The 20,226-nt window shown below is 59.0% G+C and carries 17 protein-coding genes and 1 tRNA gene; 16 read left to right on the top strand and 2 right to left on the bottom strand.

Going from position 1 to position 20,226, the window contains the following annotated elements; genetic code table 11:
- Nucleotides 1-37 precede the first annotated feature (37 nt).
- Nucleotides 38-703, bottom strand: a complete 666-nt coding sequence (gene elbB, locus QML71_RS01455) for an isoprenoid biosynthesis glyoxalase ElbB (protein WP_282010120.1) — start codon at nucleotides 701-703, stop codon at nucleotides 38-40.
- Nucleotides 704-1,022: 319 nt separating this feature from the next.
- Here elbB and QML71_RS01450 point away from each other — a divergent pair, with 319 nt between their 5' ends.
- The 16 genes from QML71_RS01450 to QML71_RS01375 all read left to right on the top strand — a co-directional run bounded on the left by QML71_RS01450 (nucleotide 1,023) and on the right by QML71_RS01375 (nucleotide 19,159).
- Entirely contained in the window at nucleotides 1,023-1,520 is a 498-nt protein-coding gene (locus tag QML71_RS01450; RefSeq protein WP_282010119.1) for a hypothetical protein, read from the top strand.
- Between the two features lie 43 nt (nucleotides 1,521-1,563).
- Entirely contained in the window at nucleotides 1,564-2,424 is an 861-nt protein-coding gene (locus tag QML71_RS01445; RefSeq protein ID WP_282010118.1) for a hypothetical protein, read from the top strand.
- Nucleotides 2,425-2,910: 486 nt separating this feature from the next.
- On the top strand, nucleotides 2,911-5,010 hold the full coding sequence (locus QML71_RS01440) for a phosphohexomutase domain-containing protein (protein ID WP_282010117.1): 2,100 nt from the start codon (nucleotides 2,911-2,913) through the stop codon (nucleotides 5,008-5,010).
- 35 nt (nucleotides 5,011-5,045) lie between these two features.
- Entirely contained in the window at nucleotides 5,046-5,855 is an 810-nt protein-coding gene (locus QML71_RS01435; protein WP_282010116.1) for an LbetaH domain-containing protein, read from the top strand.
- 139 nt (nucleotides 5,856-5,994) lie between these two features.
- On the top strand, nucleotides 5,995-7,386 hold the full coding sequence (locus QML71_RS01430) for a glycoside hydrolase 100 family protein (RefSeq protein ID WP_282010115.1): 1,392 nt from the start codon (nucleotides 5,995-5,997) through the stop codon (nucleotides 7,384-7,386).
- A 61-nt stretch (nucleotides 7,387-7,447) separates the two neighbouring features.
- Nucleotides 7,448-7,527 (top strand) — tRNA-Leu (locus tag QML71_RS01425).
- 42 nt (nucleotides 7,528-7,569) lie between these two features.
- Entirely contained in the window at nucleotides 7,570-8,898 is a 1,329-nt protein-coding gene (gene tig / locus QML71_RS01420) for a trigger factor (protein WP_282010114.1), read from the top strand.
- Nucleotides 8,899-9,023: 125 nt separating this feature from the next.
- Complete coding sequence (gene clpP / locus QML71_RS01415) at nucleotides 9,024-9,680, top strand: ATP-dependent Clp endopeptidase proteolytic subunit ClpP (RefSeq protein WP_282010113.1); 657 nt, start codon at nucleotides 9,024-9,026, stop codon at nucleotides 9,678-9,680.
- 48 nt (nucleotides 9,681-9,728) lie between these two features.
- The gene (clpX, locus tag QML71_RS01410) at nucleotides 9,729-10,976 is read left to right on the top strand and encodes an ATP-dependent Clp protease ATP-binding subunit ClpX (RefSeq protein WP_282010112.1); all 1,248 of its coding nucleotides are present in this window, start codon (nucleotides 9,729-9,731) and stop codon (nucleotides 10,974-10,976) included.
- 5 nt (nucleotides 10,977-10,981) lie between these two features.
- Nucleotides 10,982-13,414 carry an endopeptidase La gene (lon, locus tag QML71_RS01405; protein ID WP_282010111.1) on the top strand — a complete coding sequence of 811 codons (2,433 nt, stop codon included), beginning with the start codon at nucleotides 10,982-10,984 and terminating at the stop codon, nucleotides 13,412-13,414.
- Nucleotides 13,415-13,487: 73 nt separating this feature from the next.
- Nucleotides 13,488-14,024, top strand: coding sequence for an inorganic diphosphatase (locus tag QML71_RS01400; RefSeq protein ID WP_282010110.1), 537 nt, complete (start codon nucleotides 13,488-13,490; stop codon nucleotides 14,022-14,024).
- Nucleotides 14,025-14,231: 207 nt separating this feature from the next.
- Nucleotides 14,232-15,668 carry a COG3014 family protein gene (locus tag QML71_RS01395; RefSeq protein WP_282010109.1) on the top strand — a complete coding sequence of 479 codons (1,437 nt, stop codon included), beginning with the start codon at nucleotides 14,232-14,234 and terminating at the stop codon, nucleotides 15,666-15,668.
- Nucleotides 15,669-16,043: 375 nt separating this feature from the next.
- Nucleotides 16,044-16,586, top strand: a complete 543-nt coding sequence (locus QML71_RS01390) for a hypothetical protein (RefSeq protein WP_282010108.1) — start codon at nucleotides 16,044-16,046, stop codon at nucleotides 16,584-16,586.
- A 110-nt stretch (nucleotides 16,587-16,696) separates the two neighbouring features.
- On the top strand, nucleotides 16,697-17,383 hold the full coding sequence (locus tag QML71_RS01385) for an LpoB-related protein (protein ID WP_282010107.1): 687 nt from the start codon (nucleotides 16,697-16,699) through the stop codon (nucleotides 17,381-17,383).
- Nucleotides 17,364-18,626 (top strand): COG3014 family protein, encoded by a 1,263-nt coding sequence (locus tag QML71_RS01380; RefSeq protein WP_282010106.1) that lies wholly within the window; start codon nucleotides 17,364-17,366, stop codon nucleotides 18,624-18,626. Before QML71_RS01385 ends, QML71_RS01380 begins: the two co-directional genes overlap by 20 nt.
- 35 nt (nucleotides 18,627-18,661) lie before the next feature.
- The gene (locus QML71_RS01375) at nucleotides 18,662-19,159 is read left to right on the top strand and encodes a DUF1425 domain-containing protein (RefSeq protein WP_282010105.1); all 498 of its coding nucleotides are present in this window, start codon (nucleotides 18,662-18,664) and stop codon (nucleotides 19,157-19,159) included.
- 15 nt (nucleotides 19,160-19,174) lie between these two features.
- On the opposite strand, the gene QML71_RS01370 is transcribed toward QML71_RS01375, so the two are convergent.
- A complete protein-coding gene (locus tag QML71_RS01370) occupies nucleotides 19,175-20,014 on the bottom strand; it encodes a hypothetical protein (RefSeq protein WP_282010104.1) in 840 nt (279 codons plus the stop codon).
- Nucleotides 20,015-20,226: the final 212 nt, after the last annotated feature.

Below are 20,226 nucleotides of genomic sequence, written 5' to 3'. Positions count from 1 at the left end.
GACCCTTTTGTTTTTCGCGCACACTCTGCAGCAACCGTCAGATCATCTTGATCAGTTCCTTCACCGTTTTTTCGATGCCTTCCGCCACTCCGGAAATATTTTTACCAAGCATGTAGGCGGGACTGGTGACGACCTTCGCCGCCTGATCGATCACGATGTCTTCCACCGCGCAATCCTGATGGTTGCTGCCCATGGCCACGATCTTGCCGCTGGTGCCTTTGTCGTTGCCGATGGTCAGGGTCAGCTGCGTGCCGCTGTCCTTGTAGATGCCCGCCATGACGGCGGGGGCGATGCACACCGCGCCCTGCGGCTTGTGCTTGTCTTTGAACTCGCGCACCAGCCGCTGCACTTCCGGATGCACCTTGCAGTTCTCGCCATTGACCGCGAAATCGCACAGATTCTTGGCCGCGCCGAACCCGCCGGGAAAAATGATGGCATCGATGTCGTCCGCCTTCACCGTGGCGATGTCCTGGATCTCGCCGCGGGCGATGCGCGCCGACTCCACCAGCACATTGCGCGTTTCGCCTTTCGCTTCCTCGCCGGTGAGGTGGTTGACCACGTGCATCTGGTCCACGTTCGGAGCCATGCACACCGCCTCGGCCCCGGCACGGTCGATGGCCAACAGGGTGATGACGGCTTCATGAATTTCCGAACCGTCGTAAACGCCGCAACCGGAAAGCACCACTCCTATTCGCTTTTTCATAACTCACGCCTCCCCCTGGCAAACCAGGTCAAATGATGGATTGAGGATGGAACCCGTATTCATCGTGTCGGTTTATTGCGCGAATTTTATCACAAATGCCCGCTGCATTCCAAAACCCGGGGCGGCGCAGGGCCGCTGAAATGCCGCCATGCAGCCGGGCTCCAGGTTTTATTTGGGGGTGACGGCCCGGATGTACTAAAATGATCCCCATAGGACACAATGAACCAGAACGCAGGGCCGCGCCTGGCCTGCAACACTGGAATGGAATCACGCCGGCCCCGACGCCACCGGCGCTCCCCGACTTCAGTAGAACGGATTTATGACAGACACCAACACCGTAGCCACCAACATCAAATACTCCATCGAAAAAAACGGATACCCGGCGAAGACCGTCAAACTGCCGTTCAAACCCGTGTACCAAAGCTGCAAGGACCACGGCACCGCGCTCAAGGCGGTGCTGGAAAATTTAAAGGACGAACGCATCATCGGCCGCATCGAAGGCGACTACATCGTCTTCCATTCGCCGCAACAGCAGGCCGAACCTTCGGTGGATCCCATCGTGGACTCCACAAACGGGAGCGACACCGGGCAGCCATCCGGTGGCGGCTCGGAGTCGTGGCTGGACATGCTGAAACGCATGCCGGGACTCAGCAACCTGTCGAATCTCGAAGGCGAAATGCAGAAGGCCATGTCGAACCTGAGCCCGGAGCAACTGCGCGAGTTGCAGGCGCGGGTGCAAAACATGACGCCGGAAGAACGGCAAGCCATCATGAAATCCCTGGGGGACCTGTTCAAACCCAAACCGGGTCCGCGCTGATCCGCGCCTTTCCCCCCTCACTGCCATACTGGAATCTAAAACCATGCTGATCTTTGCCAAAGACATTTACCAACGCGAACCGCGCCTGCAACGCGAAGCCGGTAACCCCGAGCTGGCGCAGTACATGGACTACCAGCGCCAGTTGTTTCCTTACACCGTGGTGCGCGCCGGGATCGACCTTGCGTACAAGGAACTCGACGACATCCTCAACTACGTCGAGAACGATCACCAGAAGCCCGAAGACTCGCAACGCGACAGTTATCCCGCCGACATCCCCGCGTGGTACCGAGACCGCTTTCCGTGGTCGGCGTCGTTTCTCAGCATGGAAGACATGCACAGTTTGATGGTAACGCTGATTCAGTCGCTCGACTCCTTCCGCACATTCGAAAAGGCCACCACCTACCAGTGGGTCATTCTGTACGATTCCACGCACAACATCGTGACGGTGTACAACGACCTGCTCAGGACCAATCCCAACGGCGCGCGCGACATCCACCTGAGCCGCGAAGTGGAGGTCGATTTCGATGACTTCATCAACACCTACTGGCCGCATCTCGAATTCATGATCCTGTCGAAACCCGATTATCCGCATCGGCGCTTGATGGAGCGCAACCAGACCATCGAAGACGCGCTCAAGGCGCAGTTGGCCGACGGCGTCTCACCCCTGAAAGCGCTGGAAGACGCGGCCAGGCAGTTCCAGTTCGCACCCGGCACGCTGCCGCTGCTCAGGCGCGACGCCGTTTCCGCCGACGCTGCCGTTCTGGAGGCCGTGCCCATCGAATCCAATCCTTACGACGTGATTCAGCAACCCACGCCCGCCGACGCACCGGTCCCCAACGTGCCGTGGGTCGAGGCCGAGTACGAACTCACCTTCCAAAGCCGCCCGCGCGTGCCCGCAAATTGAACCGGACTGTTGTCATCGAACGCACCCCTCCTTTACCTTGAAGCAAGCATGTTGCAGAGCAATGATCCCACACGTATCGACCGATTGTTTCTGCTTTTAACTTCCCCTCCTTTGCAAGGAGGGGATACAAGGGAGGTAAAGAAAAACATAGATTCTTCGTCGCCTCAGGCTCCTCAGAATGACAGCGGGCGTGGCCCGCAGCAAACGAGTTTAAAAACCATCGTTCACCGGATAGGCTCGGTCTCCATTGGCTCCCGGCTCAGCCGGGTCATTCTGAGCGTCAGCGAAGAATCTATGGGTTGCTTTTAGTTCCCTTATGCGAAGGTCTCCTTGAAAAGGGGAGGGAATATTGAAACTCCTCCCAGTCCTCCCAACCGTTACTCGGCATGTACCGCTTGGAATGGAGAGGGATCCCGTAAGCCCTTTAAGGTGTCCCGTCCGCTTTTGTGTTAGAATTGCGCGGTTTTGAACACCCGCACCCAAATCATGCCCAAACCGTCCAAAGCAAAAAATCAGTTCCGCATTCAGGGTACCGACGGCATCCGCCGCGAAGTGCGGCTGGCTTCCGACCCGTCGTTGAAAAACCTGACGCCGCAACAGGCGTTTCTCGAACAGGGCGTCATCACCGACCTGTTCATGGAACAGTACGCGTACGCCCACGTGCAGACGGTATTGGCGACGCACCGGCCGAAATCGCGCGCGGTGTTTGCCGTGGGCTGGGACCCGCGCGACGTGTCCGGCCATTTCACCGAGGCGGTGGTGCGCGGCATTCGCAAAGCGGGAGCCGCTGCGCACGTGCTGGGCCTGGTGCCGACACCGCTGGTGCCGCTGTACCTTCAATTCGCGAACGCCGACGGCGGCTTCATGGTGACCGCGTCGCACAACCCGAAAGACCAGAACGGCATCAAGATTTTTCTCGCGCACCGCGGCATGAAGCTGCTGCCGGACAACGACGTCGCGTTGACCGAGGCTCTGCTGGCCACGCCCTCTTTAAAATCCAAACCACTGACCGGCAAACGGCAGGACCGGCACGACGCCGCGTGCGATCTGTTCCTCAAATTTTCCCTCGATCCCGAAAACAGTTGGATCGAAGCGGCGCCATCGCTGCGCCACATCATCGTGGTGGTGGACCCGGCCAACGGCGCGTTGACGGGACTCGCCGCCCGCGCCTTCCGCCGCGCCGGATTCGGCAAGGTGATCGAGGTCAACAACCGGCTTGACGGCAACGTGAACCTGAACAGCGGCGTCGCCGATCTCGAAGGCCACCGCATCCTCACCGCCGACAGCATCGATGCCAAGTCCGGCACGTTCCGCAAGCACAAGGCCGTGGGCACGCTGTTCAAGCTGGGACGACAGCACCGCGACTCCATCAAGAACGGCACGCGGCGCGTGGCGGGGGCCGTGTTCGACGCCGACGGCGACCGCTTCTACCGCCTCGATTACCATCCGTCGAAAGACTGCCTGCTGGTGTCGAGCGGCGACGAAACGGCGTACTTCCAGGCGGCGCATCTTTTAAAACAGGACCCGGACACCTACCGCAACGCCGCGTACATCCACACCGTCGAAAGCGATCTCAACACCGGCCTCGCCGCTGAGGCACTGGGACTGAAACGCCAGCTCTCCGCCGTCGGCGACAAATGGGTTCTGTACCGCATCGCGATGATGATCGCCCACACCCGCATCCAATCGTTGCCAGCCAAACAAAAAGCACCGCTCCAAAAGAAACTGAAAACCCTGCAAGCGGACGGACGTTTCGACGTGGCGCAGTTCGAAGCTCTGGAAAATGAAATCGATCGGGTGCGCGCGGGCCAACCGGAGGTAACCCTGCCCCTTCCCTTCGCGGTGGGCAGCGAGGAGACGGGACACAACATCACCGTGGGCTGGCTGGACACCGAGGCCGGGGCGCGCATTCCCGTATTCTGCGGCAACGGACTCAAAAGCGCGCTCAACACCTTCGCCGCCACCGAAGCGTTGCTCGGCGCGCACTCCGTCAAACGCTATTACACGTCGCTCGAAAAACCGTATCCGCCGGGCTTCAAGGCCACGCTCTACGCCTATTATGTGAAACAGGAGGAGTTTCACGTCGGCTCCGCTGTGTGGAAACGCGTGCTGCGCCTCGTGCGCAAGGAAGCGACCGCGCGCGACTTCCGCTGCAAGACGCTGCGCTTTGCGGAAGACGCCGACATGCTGTACGTGGCGATGACCTCTGCCCAGGGACGCGAAGCCGCCGTGTTCGTGCGCAACTCCGGCACGGAGAATAAAATCGGCGTCAACCTGCGCGGCGCCAAGCAGGACGCCACCGCACTGAAGGCCATCGGCGAAAGCGTCCTCCGCCTGCTGATGCAAATGCTGAAAGACAGCGCGCATCCGCTTCATGCCATCGAGCAGGATCTGCTGAGTCGCATGGCGGTGAAGCCGCTTGCCGCCTCCGCCCTCCGCATGGACGGCGCGTCCCGCAAGGGCGATGCGTCCCGCAAGGATGACGCGTCCCGCGTGCTGCGCGAGATGGGCAAGCAGCAGTTGGTGCGCCTCACCGCCAAAGGTTTCGTTTTAACGCCCCGGGGGAAATGGTATATTAACCACTGAGGCAGCGCCCCACCCGCTTTCAGAGAGTCCCTGCCATGCGCGACATCAAACTGTTTTTCGACCACCTCGACGAATTCGAGCACAAAGCCCTGTTCGACGGCATCGACCGCGTGTGGGAACCGCTGACGCGGCTCAAGGCATCGATCCAGAACATCCTCGCCACCCTGCCCGCTTCGGTGCATTGCATGCAGGGGCTGGAGGGCGTTCAACTGCTGCCCGCGAAATCACTCAACCGCTTTCCCGAACCCGGACTGCTGGCGGAAACGTGGATCGAGTTCAAGGAAACCACGTACATCGAACCCGCACAGGTGCTCATCGGCGCGGGCACGGTGCTGGAACCGACGGCGGTGATCAAGGGACCCGCCGTCATCGGCAAACACTGCGAAGTGCGCCAGGGCGCGTACCTGCGCGGCACCCTGCTGGCCGGTGACCACTGCGTGCTCGGCCACAACACCGAAATCAAAAACTCCCTCCTCATGAATCACACCGAGGCCGGACACTTCAACTACATCGGCGACAGCATCGTCGGCAGCTACGTCAACCTCGGCGCCGGATCGAAACTGGCCAACCTGCGTTTCCGTTCGCCTGGCGAAAAAATCGACGTGGCCTTTCCGCCGATGACACTGGAACTGGACGGCGAGCGCCTCGCCACCGGCATGGAAAAATTCGGCGGCATCGTCGGCGACCACGTCGAACTCGGCTGCAACGCCGTGTTGTGTCCGGGCGTGTTCCTGGGCAAAGGCGCCTGGGTGTATCCCAACCTGACCGTATCGCAGGGGTATTACGCGCCGGACAGCCTGCTGGCCTCGCGCGAAAACAAAGGCCGCACGCGCAAATCGTCCTGAGCCGCCCCCACCCCGCAACCCGCCACGTCCCCGTTGCCGCCCGATGCGGCGCGTTTTTTCATGAAAGGGTTTCCATCGCACCTCGACTGCCTATACACTGGTAACAATAAGAAAATCTCACTCACTTGACACCGGGCGCATGGACTCCACTCCCATCGACGAAGCGCGGCAACTGCTGCACGACGCCATCATCCATTACAAAGGCAAACCCGTGGGCACCGCGGCGGCGCGCGACCTGAACCTGGCCTCGCCCAATTACGCCGACTGCTTCATCCGCGATTTCTTTCCCGCCGGGCTGGTGTTGTTGAACGACGGCAAGCCGGAGATCGTGAAAAATTTTCTGGAGACGGTGCTGGAGCTGCGCAACCTGCAGCGCGAGGTCAGCGGCCACCAGATCCATCCCGGCGTCATGCCCGCCAGCTTCCATATCGAAGTGGACGACGACGGCAACGAAACGCGGGTGCCCGATTTCGGCGACCGCGCCATCGGCCGCGTCGCGCCGGTGGATTCCATGATGTGGTGGGTGCTCTTGCTGGGCGCCTACGTACGCAAAACAGGCGACCGCGATCTGGCGCAGAGCGACCGCTTTCAGAGCAGCATGCGTCTGTCACTGGAATTATTTTTACGCGACACCTTTGAGGTGTTTCCGACGCTTCTGGTGCCCGACGGCAGTTTCATGATCGATCGCCGCATGGGCGTTTATGGCCATCCGCTGGAGGTGCAGGCGTTGTTTTACGGCCTGCTGCAAACCGTGCTCGACCTGTTGCCGGACAACGACGAAGCCTGCCGGAGATTGCGCGACATGGCGGCCAACCGCATCAAGACCCTGCGCACCTACATCCGCATTTTTTACTGGCTGGACATCGAACGGCTGAGCGAGATCCACCGATTCAAAAACGAGGAGTTTGGTACCGGCAGCGTGAACATGTTGAACATCTATCCGGAATCCATCCCCGACTGGGTCGATACCTGGCTGCCGGAAAAAGCCGGGTACCTGGTGGGCAACCTGGGACCGGGGCGCATGGACTTCCGCTACTTCGCGCAGGGCAACCTGCTGGCCATCCTGTTCGGCCTCACCACCCCGGAGCAGTCGCAGAACATATTGAATTTATACACCGCGCGCTGGGACGACCTGATCGGGGCCATGCCGCTCAAGATCTGCTACCCGGCGCTGGAGGGCGTGCGCTGGAAAATGCTGACCGGCAGCGACGCCAAAAACGCCGCCTGGTCGTACCACAACGGCGGCAACTGGCCGGTGCTGTTGTGGCCGTTCGTGGCGGCGGCACTGAAATCCGGGCGCGAGGACCTCGCCGAGGCGGCCTTCGAGCAGGCCTGCAACCGCCTGCCGAAAGACCAGTGGCCCGAATATTACGACGGCCGCATGGGCCGCCTCATCGGCCGCCGCGCCAACCTGTACCAGACCTGGTCCGCCACCGGGCTGCTCTTGTCCAGCCAACTGCTGGAGCAGCGGCAGGGCCTCGATTTATTCCCGGAAACGCCCGAAATCGGGCACAATGAGCCATCTCCCTGAGCCTTTCCCCACTGCGTTGACAGCCCCCGGAAAAGGTGGTCTAATTTTCATTTTGAATTTTGCGAGGGTGGCGGAACTGGCAGACGCGCTGGATTTAGGATCCAGTGGGCAACCGTGGGGGTTCGACTCCCCCCTCTCGCATAAGCGGCACCCCAATCCATTCACCCGGAAACGAATCGAATTATGAAATGCGAAGTTGAAGAAATTGACAAGTGCAACCGGAAGCTCAAGATCGAGATTCCGCTCGGCGACTACCAGTCCCAGATCAAGGCCTACTACAAAAAACTGAGCCACCAGGTCAAGATGCCCGGCTTCCGCCCCGGCAAGGTGCCGCAATCCATTATGGAAAAACGGTTCGGTCCCGAGGTCAAACAGGAAGTGCTCACGCAGATGGTTTCCGAAAGCATCAGCCAGGGCATCCAGGATAATCATCTGCACGCCATCGGCGATCCCAGCATCGTCGAGATCGAAGCCGAGGAAGGCACGGATATCAGCATCACCGCCAACGTTGAGGTGCTGCCGGAGTTTTCGGTTTCCGACATCGGCCAGTTGCAGGTGCCGCTCAAGGTGGCGAAGGTGACCGACGAGCAGGTTGAGCAGACCCTCCAGTCCTACCGCGAACAGAAAGCAGTCAATGAAGAAGTCACCGACCGCGGCGTGCAGAAGGACGACCTCATCAAGATCGATTTCGAAAGCACCTGCGACGGCAAGCCCTACGAGAACAGCACCGGCAAGGATTACATCGTGCAGGTCGGCGGCCATCTGATCGCGGGCTTCGACGAACAGGTGCAGGGCATGCTGATCAACGAAACGCGCAGCTTCAAGCTGATCCTGCCGGACGACCATCCCAATAAAGAGGTGGCGGGCAAGGAAGTCGATTTCACGGTCACGCTCAAGGGCATCCAGATCAAAAAACTGCCGGAACTCGACGACGAATTCGCCAAGTCCGTGGACCCCAGCAAGAAGCACGAAACGCTGGATGCGTTGAAGGCCGACGTGCGCCAGCAGTTGGAAGAGCACCAGCGTAAACAGGCCCGGCAGGAAGCGCAGAAAACGCTGGCCGAAAAACTGGGCGAGGCCAACCCCATCGACGTGCCGGAAAAACTGGTGCAGGAACAGATCAAGTTCATGGTCAACAAGGGAAAGGAACAGGACGCGGCGGGCCATATCCACGAGAACAAGGCCGACGACGTGGCCGTCAGCGAAGACGACCAGAAAAAGCACCGGGAGCCGGCGGTCAAACTGCTGCAACAGGAGCTGGTCATCAACAAAATGTCCGACGAACTGGGCATCGAAATCAGCGAAAAAGAACTCGACCAGGAATTGCGGGTGTTCATGTCCCTTTTGCAGATCAAGGACTTGAAGAAAATCAAGCAGGATTGGGCGCAATCCGGCGCATTACTGCGACTCCACAACCGGATGCGGCGGGAAAAGACTCTCGAACAGCTCATGGAGCAGGTCCAGCTGCAGGAAGAAATGGTTGACAGCACCGACATTAAAAAAGATAATTAATTGTAATGATTATCCTTTCTGTTTTTTTGCTTCTCCCGCAAGACCTTTTAAAATCGGGCAGGAAATTCAGTGTTTAACACGCCTTCTTGAGACACCATCCATAGAGAAAGTGATTCAGTGTGCCTATGAGACAAGAGATTTATAATCAGATCACCAACCAGTTGGTGCCCATTGTTGTTGAGCAGACCAGCCGTGGAGAAAGATCGTATGACATCTACTCCCGGCTGCTGAAAGATCGTATTATATTTATAGGCCAGCAGATCGAAGATCACATGGCCAACCTGATCATCGCGCAGTTGCTGTTTCTGGAGTCGGACGAACCGGACCAGGACATTTATCTATACATCAACAGCCCCGGCGGGCACGTTTCTTCCGGGCTGGCGATCTACGACACCATGCAATACATCAAACCGGATGTGCAGACCATCTGCCTCGGCCAGGCGGCCAGCATGGGTGCGCTGCTCCTGACGGCGGGCACCAAGGGCAAACGCTTCGCCCTGCCCAATTCGCGGGTCATGATCCATCAGCCGTCCGGCGGATTCCAGGGACAGAGCACGGATATTCAGATTCACGCGGAAGAAATCCTGAAGGTCCGCGACACGCTGGACGACATCCTCGCTCATCACTCCGGGCAGACGAAAGATGTCATCCGCCGCGACACGGAACGCGACCATTTCATGACCGCAGTGCAGGCCAAGGATTACGGTCTGATCGACAACGTCATCACCAGCCGCACCGAATCGAAGGACCTGTCCAAGGGAATCGAAAAGAAGGACGACTGAACGGAGGACCCTCGGGTCCTTGAATAGCAGACGCACTCGGAGGCATTCATGGCTAAAAAAACTTCCAACTCTGGAAACTACCGGTGTTCCTTCTGTGGTAAGAGCCAGGAAGAAGTCAAAAAACTGATCGCAGGGCCTACGGTTTATATTTGCGACGAGTGCATCGAGCTGTGCAATGAAATCATGGTCGAGGAGTGGGCGCAGGAAAAGACCGAAGATTTCAAGCACCTGCTCAAGCCGCAAGACATTTTCAAGCATCTCGATCACTACATCATCGGTCAGGAGCGCTGCAAAAAAATCCTGTCGGTCGCCGTCCACAACCACTTCAAGCGCGTCGATGCGGGCATCGACATGGAAGACGTGGAATTGCAGAAGAGCAACGTGCTCTTGATCGGTCCGACGGGCTCCGGCAAAACACTGATGGCGCAGACGCTGGCGCGCATCCTCGATGTGCCGTTCACCATCGTCGATGCCACCACGCTGACCGAAGCCGGGTACGTCGGCGAAGATGTCGAGAACATCATCCTGAAACTGTTGCAGGCCGCCGATTACGATGTGGAGAAGGCCGAGCGCGGCATCATCTACATCGACGAGGTGGACAAGATCAGCCGCAAGTCGGAAAACCCGTCGATCACGCGCGACGTTTCCGGTGAAGGCGTGCAGCAGGCCTTGCTGAAAATCATCGAAGGCACGCACGCCAGTGTGCCGCCACAGGGCGGACGCAAACACCCGCACCAGGAATTTTTGCAGGTGAACACCACCAACATCCTGTTTGTCTGCGGCGGCGCTTTCGTCGGCCTCGACAAGATCATCCGCAACCGCATCGGCAAAAAGACCATGGGCTTCGGTCAGGAGCTGGTCAGCAGCGACAACCGCAACATGCCCGAGGTGCTGGACAAGGTGCAGCCGGAAGACCTGCTGAAATACGGCCTGATCCCGGAGTTCGTCGGGCGGCTTTCCATCACCGCCACGCTGAGCGAGCTGGACGTCGATGGGCTGGTCAAGGTGCTCACCGAACCCAAGAACGCGCTCATCAAGCAGTACAAGAAATTGTTCGAATTCGAAAACGTGAAGCTCAAGTTCACCGACGGAGCCGTCCGCGCCGTGGCGGAAAAAGCCTATAAAATGAAAACCGGCGCACGCGGACTGCGGTCCATCCTGGAAGAAGTCATGCTCGAAATTATGTTCGACCTGCCATCCCGTGAAGACGTGGAAGAAGTCGTCATCAGCGAGGAAGTCATCACCAGTCAGGAAAAACCGCTGATGGTGTACCAGAACCAGAAACAGGCAAGTTGAATGCTATGACATCCGAACGGGTCATTCTCCCTCTGGTCCCCCTGCGGGACATCGTGGTCTTTCCTTTCATGGTCATCCCCCTGTTCGTGGGGCGGGACAAGTCCGTCCTCGCCCTGGAAAAGGCCATGGCCGACCAGAAAAACATTTTTCTGGCCACACAGCGCAACGCCAACCACAACGATCCCGGTCCCTCCGACATTTTTGAAACGGGGACCATCGCCAACATCCTGCAAATCCTGAAACTCACCGACGGCACCATGAAAGTGCTGGTGGAAGGCGTGCAACGCGGCCGCATCATCAGCTTTCAGGAGAGTTCGAGTTACCACGAAGTCGAGGTCGTTCGCATCGAGGAAAACATTCAGGTCATTGCGGATGTCAAGGCGTTGATGCGCAGCATCGAGAACCTGTTCGAACAATACGTCAAGCTGAACCAGAAAATCCCGCTGGAAGCCATCTCGGCCATCGCCAACATCGCCGAGCCACACCGCTTCGCCGATACCATCGCTTCCTACATGATGTTCCAGACCTCGGAAAAGCAGGAGTTGCTGGACACCTACAACCCGATGGACCGCCTCAATAAACTCATTGCGTCGCTGAAGTCCGAGCTGGAAATCCTCAAGATCGAAAAGCGCGTTCACGGCCGCGTGCGCAAGCAGATGGAGCGCAGCCAGAAAGAGTTTTACCTGAACGAACAGATGAAGGCGATCCAGAAGGAACTCGGCAAACGCGACGAGTTCAAATCGGACATCGACGAGCTCACGCAGAAAATCAAAAAAGCCAAGATGCCGAAGGACGTCCACGAAAAGGCCACGCGGGAAATCAGGAGGCTGGAGGCCATGCAGCCGATGTCGGCGGAAGCCACGGTGGTGCGCAACTACATCGACTGGCTGGTGGACCTGCCCTGGAAAAAAGGCCCCAAGTCCGACAAGATCAACATCAAGGAAGCGCAGAAGATTCTGGACGGCGATCACTATGGTTTGGAAAAAGTGAAAGAACGCATCGTCGAGCATCTGGCGGTGATGAAACTGGTCAAGCAGATCAAGGGCCCCATCCTGTGCCTCGTCGGGCCTCCCGGCGTCGGCAAAACCTCGCTCGGCAAGTCCGTCGCCCGCGCCACCGGACGCGAGTTCGTGCGCGTGTCCCTGGGTGGCGTGCGCGACGAAGCGGAGATCCGCGGCCACCGCCGCACCTACATCGGCTCCCTGCCCGGAAAAATCATCCAGTCCATGAAGAAAGCCGGCACCACCAACCCGGTGTTCCTGCTCGACGAAGTGGACAAGATGAGCATGGATTTTCGCGGCGATCCTTCTTCGGCGTTGTTGGAGGTGCTCGACCCGGAACAGAATTTCAACTTCAACGATCATTACCTGGAGATCGATTACGATCTGTCGCAGGTGCTCTTCATCTGCACCGCCAACGTCCTGCACAACATCCCGCAGCCGTTGCAGGACCGCATGGAAGTCATCCGCATTCCCGGTTACACGGAACAGGAAAAACTGGCCATCGCCGAAAACTTTCTGCTTCCCAAAAAACTGAAGGAACACGGGCTGGCTAAAAAGCATCTTGAGTTCAGCGACAAGTCGCTGGCCAAAATCATACAGGAGTACACCCGCGAAGCCGGCGTGCGCAACCTGGAGCGGGAGATCGGCGCCATCTGCCGCAAGGTGGCGATGCAGGTGGTCGAGGAAGGCAAGAAAACCTCCGTGACCGTCCGCCCGGCCGCCCTCTCCAAATACCTGGGCGTGCCCAAGTACCCCGCCGACCGCGAACGCACAGAACCGGAAGTCGGTGTCGCCACGGGGTTGGCATGGACGGAATTCGGCGGCGAACTGCTCAGCATCGAGGTCTCCATCACCCCCGGCAAGGGCCAGGTGGTGATGACCGGCAAGCTGGGCGACGTGATGAAGGAATCGGTGCAGGCCGCCATGAGCTATGTGCGCACGCGTTCCAAACACCTCGGACTGAAAACGAATTTTTACATGACGCAGGACGTGCACGTGCACATCCCGGAAGGCGCCATCCCGAAAGACGGCCCCTCAGCGGGCATCACCGTCGCCACCGCGCTGGTTTCCGCACTCACCGGCAACGCCGTGCGCAAGGACATCTGCATGACCGGGGAAATCACGCTGACAGGCAAGGTGCTGCCCATCGGCGGCCTCAAGGAAAAAGCCCTGGCCGCGCACCGCGTTAAAATCGACAACGTCATCATCCCGAAAGAAAACGAAAAAGACCTGCCGGACATCCCGGCCTCCATCCGCCGCAAGCTGAACTTCATCTCCGTGGAAAACATGGACGAAGTGCTGGAGTTGAGTTTTGAAAAGAAGCGGAAGAGCAAATCCAAACGCACCCAAAAAACCACGACCAAAAAGAAGACCGCCAAATCCCGGTCTCGCAAAACCCCGACCCGGAAGCACCCATCCGTGGCACATTTGAACTGACGGCACCGGACATCCCCGGCGTCGTTTCTTTTTTATCTCAGATCACCTTTCAATACAGGAGACCCCTCTCAACATGATTCATCCGTGGCACGACGTGGAACTGGGCGATGAGTTGCCGAACGTATTTCCGGCCATCATCGAAGTGCCCAAAGGCTCCAAGACCAAGTACGAACTCGACAAGAAAACCGGCATGATCATGGTGGACCGCATCCTGTACAGCTCGGTGCAGTACCCCGCCAACTACGGCTTCATCCCGCGCACGTTGGGCGAGGACCACGACCCTTTGGACGTCCTCGTGCTGGGGCAAGACCGCGTGTACCCCCTGTCCATCATGCGCGCCCGCCCCATCGGCGTCATGGAAATGATCGACCAGGGCGAAGAAGACGATAAGATCATCGCCGTGCACGTGGACGATCCCGAATACGACCATTACGAATCGATCACCGAACTGCCGCCGCACCGCATGGCGGAAGTGAAACGGTTTTTCGAAGACTACAAAGTGCTGGAGAAGAAGGAAGTCGTGGTGGAGGATTTTCTCGACCGGCACGAGGCCGTGCGCATCATCAATCTGGCCATCGACCTCTATAAAAAAGAGTTCGGCGGAAAATAATCCATAACACCTCACAGGATAGGACCGCTGCCCTGCGGGTCGATTCGCTTCCTCACTCTTTCTACCGGTTTATCAAAAGGTCCTGCACGAAGGTTCACCCCGGCCTGCGCAAGGTCATTGCATTCCCCCGTGCAATTCGGAATAATTGAAGCGTACCCGTCAATCCCGAGCCATCGACAAGGCAGGCTGTACTGAGGAGACGATCCTGTGCGTGCGGCAACCGGCAATGTGATGCAAGCTGTCCCTCTTCCAACCCCCTCGTTGCGAACCGCGGTGCGGCGGCGCGCGATTGCCGTCGCCCTGTTGCTGCTTTGCGCTTTCATCCTCACCGCCTGCGACACCACCCGCTACGCCCGCAAGAAAATCCCCAAAGAGGTCATGCAGACCTACCTCGAAAACAAACCGCAACCGCTGCATAAAATCTACCGCGACGTGCTGGAAGAAGGCGAGCGCAACTTCGTGCTCAATCACATGAAGGCCGGGCTGGGCGCGCTGGAGCTGGGCCGCGATCCGCTGGCCGCCGAATCCTTCGAGACCACGCTGCTCAGCATCGAGTCGGTCTATGCGGAAAACGAAGCGGCGGAGAAAGCCCGCAGCGTCTGGTATGAGGAGGGCAAAAAGGATTTCAAGGGCGAGCCCTACGAGCGCGCCATGGCCTATTACTACCGCGGCCTGCTGTTCCTGAAAGCAGGCGATTACGAAAACGCGCGCGCCTGTTTCAAAAGCGGCCAGTTGCAGGACGCGCTCGCCGAGAACCAGAAATACCAGATGGACTTCGCCCTGCTGATTTACCTGGAAGGCTGGGCCTCGCATCTTCTGGGCGACGAACAACTCGCCCAGACCGCCTTCCAGGAAGCGCAGGCGCTCAGGCCGGAATTGGTTCCGCCCACGCCCGATGACAACGTGCTGGTGCTGGCCGAAAGCGGCACCTCGCCGGTTAAAGTCGCCGCTGGCAAAGGCAACGCCGCCCTCACTTTCCAGCGCGGCTCGGGCTTCCCCGAACAGAGCGCGCGCGTCTTTGCGGGAAACAAGTCGTACACTCCCAAAATGACCGAAGACATTTACTGGCAGGCCTCAACGCGGGGCGGTCGCGTGGTGGACGCCATCCTCAAAGACAAGGTGGTGTTTAAGGAAACGCATGAGGCCGTCGGGCAGGCGTTGACCGAGTTGGGCGTGCAGGGCATGCTGCTGTCCACCCAGCACGACAGCAATGAGGGCCTCCTCATTTCCGGCATCGTCACCGCCATCGGCCTGGTCGAACAGGGCGTCGCCGCCAGCACACAAACCCGTGCCGACGACCGCTACTGGAACAGCCTGCCGGACCGCGTCCACGTGTTCACTTACCGCATGGCCCCCAACGCGCCGGACCGCACGGTACGGGTGACCTTCCTCGACGCCCGCGGCAGCACCGTCTCCGGCCTGACCTTGAATGCGGAGGTGGCACTCAATACGCGCGGCCACGGCTTCGCCTGGGTGCGATCGCGGCCTTCCGTCGGCAGCGTGCAGAACGTCCAAACCGACACCACCCACGATACAACCCCCGAAGCCCCTCCTCCACGCCCCGTCAACCCAACAGTTCCCCCCGGCAAGCCTCCACCCCCAATTGATGCGTGGACGCAACCGCCTGACCGTGGAAACCCTTAAAAAACGCTTCGTTTTTACGATATATATCTATTAATATAAAAATAATAACCATCTCTTCTTACACCCTGAAAATCTCAAAATACGCATTTTGAAAGGAATAATAGCTCACATCCCTCGCCTGGGTTGATTTAGGAAATACGAAATTATTATAATTATTGTGAAGCGGGGCTCACAAAAGGCTTGCAAGGCGAAACGCATCCCCCTATATTTCTTCTGCATATCGATTTCACACAGGGTTCGTTGGCTGGATCCGGAGGGGAAGGGCCTTGCCGTTCGCATTCCTGCGCTGACCGGTGTCCCCTCAAAAATGCATGTCATGCCCGCCTGGGCATTCCATATATTCATTCTATCCATTCTGTTTGAGGAGGCAGAGCTATGAAGAATCCAACCCGTTCCCTTTCTTTTTATAAAAAATGCCTTCTGCTGGTTCTGGCAGTCACGCTGGCGGCCTGTGCCGGTCCGCAGATTCCCAAGCCGCAGGACATCGTCAACGTGCCGCAACCGATGATGGACAACACGGGTGAGTTCATGTCGCCCTACACGCAGGACGGCGTCCTCGCCCTGTGGGTGGACAAAGCGATCAATGCTCAGCTGGGCTCGAAGGTCGGGCAGGTGGCGGGAGCCTATGCCGGGCAGAAAGCGCTGGAGCAGGTTCCCTTTGTCGGCGGTTTCCTGGGCGCGCAGGTCGGGGAATACGCCGGGCGCAAGATCGCCATCGAAGCTTCCGGCGGCATGGAGTACATCACGGAAAATTCGGACATGTCGTTCAACAACGTCAACGACATGGCGGTGTATCTCTACGCCCGCCACTCCACGCACGAGCATTACCAGCAGGCCCTGGAAGCGACCTGGGAGATCTATCCCGACCTGAAGAAAAACTATTTTCAGGCTCTGGTCAACGCAGGCGGCAAACGCTGACGTCCTTCGCCTGAAAAACTTTGAAAAGCGTTGCATTGCCTTGGCCGTGTGTTGCGGGACCGTTCCTATCCCGGAACCACGGCCAAAGTTGTTTTGCCCCCCCGGAGGTTATGGGTTATATTCGAGGAGACATCCTCACCCGTCATCGGACCCGCAACTTCAACCATAAAGGAATCGCTTCCATGAATGGATCGGCCAGAATCTTCCTGACGGTGTGCTGCCTGCTGACGCTGGGCGGTTGCGCCACCTATTCCGCCTCCACCATCGAGAACGCGCCGGGCAGCCCCACGGTGTATGAAGATCCTTCCTCCACCGGCCAGTTGTCAGGCGTGGGGATCGAGTCGCAGGACATCCAGGCGATGACCGACAAGATGATGCGCGACATGCTGACCAATCCGTCGCTGGCGGGCGCCAAAACCCCGCCCAAGGTCATCATCGACGCCGAATTTTTCCGCAACGAAAGTTCCTCCCGCATCAATAAGAACATCATCACCGACCGCCTGCGTGTCGATCTGAACCGCGCCGCACAGGGACGCATGGTGTTCGTCGGCCGCCACTACGAAGGCATGGTGAAGGAAGAGACCGCGTACAAGGGGCGCGCCGCCGGGCTGCTGTCCGGTGATTACCGGCTGGGCGGACGCATCACCACCCTCGACCAGATCAATCCCACCACCGGACGGGCCTCCCGTTATCATCAGATCATCTTTGAGATGGTGGACCTGAACAACAGCGCCATCGTGTGGACGGGGATTTATGATTTCAGAAAATCTGCGCGGGATGACATCATTTACCGGTGATGCCGGGGGCATCGCTTCCAACTTAAGGCAGCGGCTCGCCGCACTGACGCTGGTGCTGCTGCTGTTACCGGCCTGCGGCCCTTCGTCGCAAACCGCTCATGTCTCCGACACGGCGATCAACTCCTTCCTGCAAAACAAACCCGCCGGCCTCCACCTCCTGTACCGCAAAGCCCTCATGGAAGGCCCGCGCAACCAGGTGCTCAACGACATGCGGGTGGGCCTCGCCGCCATGGAGTTGGGCCACTATTCGCTGGCCCGCGACGCGCTGGATCGCGCCCTGCTGAACATCGAAACGATTTACGCCGACGACGCCACCGCGCGCAACGCCCGCAGCCTGTGGTACGAGGAAGGCAAAAAAGATTTCAAGGGCGAACCCTACGAACGCGCCATGGCCTATTACTACCGCGGCCTGCTGTATATACTGGAAGGCGACTTTGAAAACGCGCGCGCCTCGTTCAAGGGCGGTGTGTTGCAGGACGCGTTTGCCGAGGAAGAACAGAACCGCTGCGATTTCGCGCTGCTGATTTTCCTGCAGGGCTGGGTGTCGGACAAGATGGGCGACCGCGACCTGGCGCGCATGGCGTATGAAGAAGTGAAGCGCCTGCGACCCGATTTTCAACTGCCCGATCCCGGCCACAACGTGTTGGTGATCGTGGAGACCGGCACCTCGCCGCGCAAGGTGTCGGACGGCATCGGCCACGGCGAGCTCAAGTTCCGTCGCGGCCGCGGCTTTGTCGAGTCCCGCGCCCACCTCAAGCTAAACGGCAGCACCTACGATGCCTACCCGATGGAAGACATCTACTGGCAGGCCACCTCGCGCGGCGGCCGGCAGTTCGACAAGATCCTCGAAGGCAAGGTGCACTTCCGCCAGACCAACGCCATGGTCGGCTCGGCGTTGACGGACATCGCCGCGAAGACGATGATCATGGCTCCGTTGATGGAAAACTCGGGCTCGTTCCAGATCGCCGCAGGCGCATTGGGACTGGTCGGCGCGACGCAGATGGCGCTGGCCGCCAACACCAAAACGCAGGCCGACACCCGCTACTGGAACAACCTGCCCGACGGGGTGCACGTGTTCACCGCCCGGGTCGAACCCGCACAATGGGGCGACGTCGAGATCGTGTTTGAAGACGCAACGCAACGGCCTCAGCCCGGCCTGTCCCAGCAGCGTCCCATTCTGAAAACCCACGGCGGCACCGGACTGGTCTGGGCCCGTTCCCGTTCCGCCCTGAACGTAAAATGAAAACAACTCATTCACATTTTCTTCTGGGAGGTTGTATGAACCGAACGGGAACTTTCGTTGCCTGCCTCGTGGTCGCGGGCTGGCTGACCGGGTGCGCCACGGACCCGTGTCCGCGCATCCTGGCGGAAGGCGAAGCCGACGCCGCCATCAAAATGAACAGCGTCCGCGTTCTCGACGAAGGCCTGCAACGCCGCAGCCAATGGACCAACTACTGCCGCGGCAACCGGCTCGGTCCGGAACCCTCGGTGCCCATGAACGCCCCCGGCAAACGCAAGATCACCGTCACCGAACACGACATGCGCAAAAGCCAGACAGGCACGCTGGAAGTGTGGACGCAGATCCGCAACCACACCGACTACCCGTTGCAGGTGCAGGCACGCACCCGGTTTTATGACAAGGACCGTAGCCCGACGGAAGATCCCACGGGATGGGACCGCATTCAACTGCCGGCGCAGAGTTATGAAACGTACCGGACGTTTTCCACCAGCCCCGATGCCATGTGGTATTACATCGAAGTGCGGGAAGGACAGTGACGCCCGGACCGGGCGTCACATTTCGTTGCGGAATTTTTCGTAAGGCACCTTCAGGTCTTCATTGCGCGCCATCGTCAGGTGGTTCTCGCCGGACATGCGGCTTTTGATGACGTCGAGTATCGTCACCGCTTCCACCAGAAACCGTTGGCGATTGCTGTCATCGACCTTGCGTTTCTGCAATTGCTGGTAGAGATCGATCAACGGCCGCGTTTCGGCCACCAGTTGCGCCACTTCCGCGTAAGGGATATTGCGTTGCGAAAGTTTGCGCGCTTCCTGCGCGTACGCGATCCATTCCTCGGCCACCGGCACCGGATTGCCCAATGCGATCATGTGCCGGCGCGCACCCTCTGCGCCGCGGTCATCGATCATGCGGTTGACGGTGATCGCCAGTCCGGTAAGCGGAACGCCTTTGGCGGTATTGCACAGGTAACGCAGCGAGAAGAACAGTTTATTCATGTTGCTGTCGATCTGGAACCCCGTATCCGAAAACAGGCGCAGGTCCTCGTTCCGTTCAAACGCATGCCACATGCCCCCCTCGGTCTGCACCTCCCAGCGTGTTTTATCGAGAGGCCCCAGCATGGCGAGGCAGGACTCCGCGTCGGTGATCTGCCCGGCCGCGCTCACATCGGCATTCACCAGGCTGTCTTTCAGCGCCGGGTCCACCTCGGCCTTCAGTTCCACCGCCTCGGAGCCGGCGAGCGCCTTGTCCTTGGTGATCTCCACTTCCTCGGTCTTGACCCACGTTTTCTCTTTTTCGGGTAACTGCAACGGCTCTTCCTCCACCGCCGTCTGCGTGCTGTCACAAGCCACCGTCAATCCCAGCAACAAAACCCACATCAGGGTTAACTTCTTCATATTCAACCGCCATTAAGTTAAAAATCAGGAATATTTCCTTTATACAGGAAAATCCGAGTCCGTGCCACTCCCTCCACGCAGGCGGGGTCCCTCTCAAATCGCGCTCCGCGCAACGGCCTGCCAGACGCAGGAACAGCCGGGGGTGTCCACCGATTTTGCAGACGACCGGCCCTCAGGAAAAGAGGCAACCCTTTCCCCCGCACCCGGAAAAA

Source organism: Nitrospina watsonii (assembly GCF_946900835.1).
GTDB lineage: Bacteria > Nitrospinota > Nitrospinia > Nitrospinales > Nitrospinaceae > Nitrospina > Nitrospina watsonii.
The sequence above is the reverse complement of the archived record's forward strand: the minus strand, read 5'-3'. Positions and strand labels throughout refer to the sequence as shown.

Bases quoted from the DNA above. Each gene is read 5' to 3' on its own strand.
- clpP (WP_282010113.1), top strand. From the start codon at position 9,024: ATGAGACAAGAGATTTATAATCAGATCACCAACCAGTTGGTGCCCATT.
- QML71_RS01435 (WP_282010116.1), top strand. From the start codon at position 5,046: ATGCGCGACATCAAACTGTTTTTCGACCACCTCGACGAATTCGAGCAC.
- QML71_RS01445 (WP_282010118.1), top strand. From the start codon at position 1,564: ATGCTGATCTTTGCCAAAGACATTTACCAACGCGAACCGCGCCTGCAA.
- QML71_RS01385 (WP_282010107.1), top strand. From the start codon at position 16,697: ATGGGTTATATTCGAGGAGACATCCTCACCCGTCATCGGACCCGCAAC.
- QML71_RS01400 (WP_282010110.1), top strand. From the start codon at position 13,488: ATGATTCATCCGTGGCACGACGTGGAACTGGGCGATGAGTTGCCGAAC.
- QML71_RS01450 (WP_282010119.1), top strand. From the start codon at position 1,023: ATGACAGACACCAACACCGTAGCCACCAACATCAAATACTCCATCGAA.
- elbB (WP_282010120.1), bottom strand. From the start codon at position 703: ATGAAAAAGCGAATAGGAGTGGTGCTTTCCGGTTGCGGCGTTTACGAC.
- QML71_RS01380 (WP_282010106.1), top strand. From the start codon at position 17,364: ATGACATCATTTACCGGTGATGCCGGGGGCATCGCTTCCAACTTAAGG.
- QML71_RS01440 (WP_282010117.1), top strand. From the start codon at position 2,911: ATGCCCAAACCGTCCAAAGCAAAAAATCAGTTCCGCATTCAGGGTACC.
- QML71_RS01390 (WP_282010108.1), top strand. From the start codon at position 16,044: ATGAAGAATCCAACCCGTTCCCTTTCTTTTTATAAAAAATGCCTTCTG.
- QML71_RS01375 (WP_282010105.1), top strand. From the start codon at position 18,662: ATGAACCGAACGGGAACTTTCGTTGCCTGCCTCGTGGTCGCGGGCTGG.
- clpX (WP_282010112.1), top strand. From the start codon at position 9,729: ATGGCTAAAAAAACTTCCAACTCTGGAAACTACCGGTGTTCCTTCTGT.
- lon (WP_282010111.1), top strand. From the start codon at position 10,982: ATGACATCCGAACGGGTCATTCTCCCTCTGGTCCCCCTGCGGGACATC.
- QML71_RS01430 (WP_282010115.1), top strand. From the start codon at position 5,995: ATGGACTCCACTCCCATCGACGAAGCGCGGCAACTGCTGCACGACGCC.
- tig (WP_282010114.1), top strand. From the start codon at position 7,570: ATGAAATGCGAAGTTGAAGAAATTGACAAGTGCAACCGGAAGCTCAAG.
- QML71_RS01370 (WP_282010104.1), bottom strand. From the start codon at position 20,014: ATGAAGAAGTTAACCCTGATGTGGGTTTTGTTGCTGGGATTGACGGTG.